The 1,029-nt window shown below is 67.1% G+C and carries 1 protein-coding gene; it reads right to left on the bottom strand.

All coding sequences use genetic code 11. The features are described from left to right. The coding region (ispG, locus tag AC0ZLC_RS34270; RefSeq protein WP_476755819.1) for a flavodoxin-dependent (E)-4-hydroxy-3-methylbut-2-enyl-diphosphate synthase at positions 1-1,029 on the bottom strand (1,029 nt) is incomplete at both ends.

Raw genomic sequence — 1,029 nt, 5'->3', positions numbered from 1 at the left:
CCGGAGGCGATGCCGTCGGCCTCCATCTGCTCGGCGAGTTTCATCGCCTCTTCGATGAGGGTCTCGACGATCTTCGACTCGGGAACGGTCTTGATGACCTCGCCCTTGACGAAGATCTGCCCCTTGCCGTTGCCGGACGCGACACCGAGGTCCGCCTCACGCGCCTCACCGGGACCGTTCACCACACAGCCCATCACGGCGACCCGCAGCGGCACCTCCATGCCGGTCAGACCCGCCGTGACCTCCTCCGCCAGCTTGTACACATCCACCTGCGCCCGACCGCACGACGGACAGGAGACGATCTCCAGACCCCGCTGCCTGAGGTTCAGCGACTCCAGGATCTGGATGCCGACCTTGATTTCCTCCACCGGCGGCGCCGACAGCGAGACCCGGATGGTGTCCCCGATCCCCTCCGAGAGCAGCGCACCGAAGGCGACCGCCGACTTGATCGTGCCCTGGAACGCCGGCCCCGCCTCCGTCACCCCCAGGTGCAACGGGTAGTCGCAGGCCGCCGCCAGCTGCCGGTAGGCGTTGACCATCACCACCGGATCGTTGTGCTTCACCGAGATCTTGATGTCCCGGAAGTCGTGCTCCTCGAAGAGGGAGGCCTCCCACAGCGCCGACTCCACCAGCGCCTCGGGCGTCGCCCTGCCGTACTTCTGCAGCAGCCGCTTGTCGAGCGAGCCCGCGTTCACCCCGATCCGGATCGGCGTGCCGGTGTCCTTCGCCGCCCGCGCGATCTCCTTGACCTGATCGTCGAACTGCTTGATGTTGCCCGGGTTCACCCGCACCGCCGCACAACCCGCCTCGATCGCCGCGAACACGTACTTCGGCTGGAAGTGAATGTCCGCGATCACCGGAATCTGCGACTTACGCGCGATCGTCGCCAACGCGTCCGCGTCGTCCTGCGTCGGACACGCCACCCGCACGATCTGACACCCCGACGCCGTCAGCTCCGCGATCTGCTGCAACGTCGCCCCGACATCCGACGTACGCGTCGTCGTCATCGACTGCACCGACACGGGTGCG

Source organism: Streptomyces sp. GLSS-08 (genome assembly GCF_056387915.1).
The sequence above is the reverse complement of the archived record's forward strand: the minus strand, read 5'-3'. Positions and strand labels throughout refer to the sequence as shown.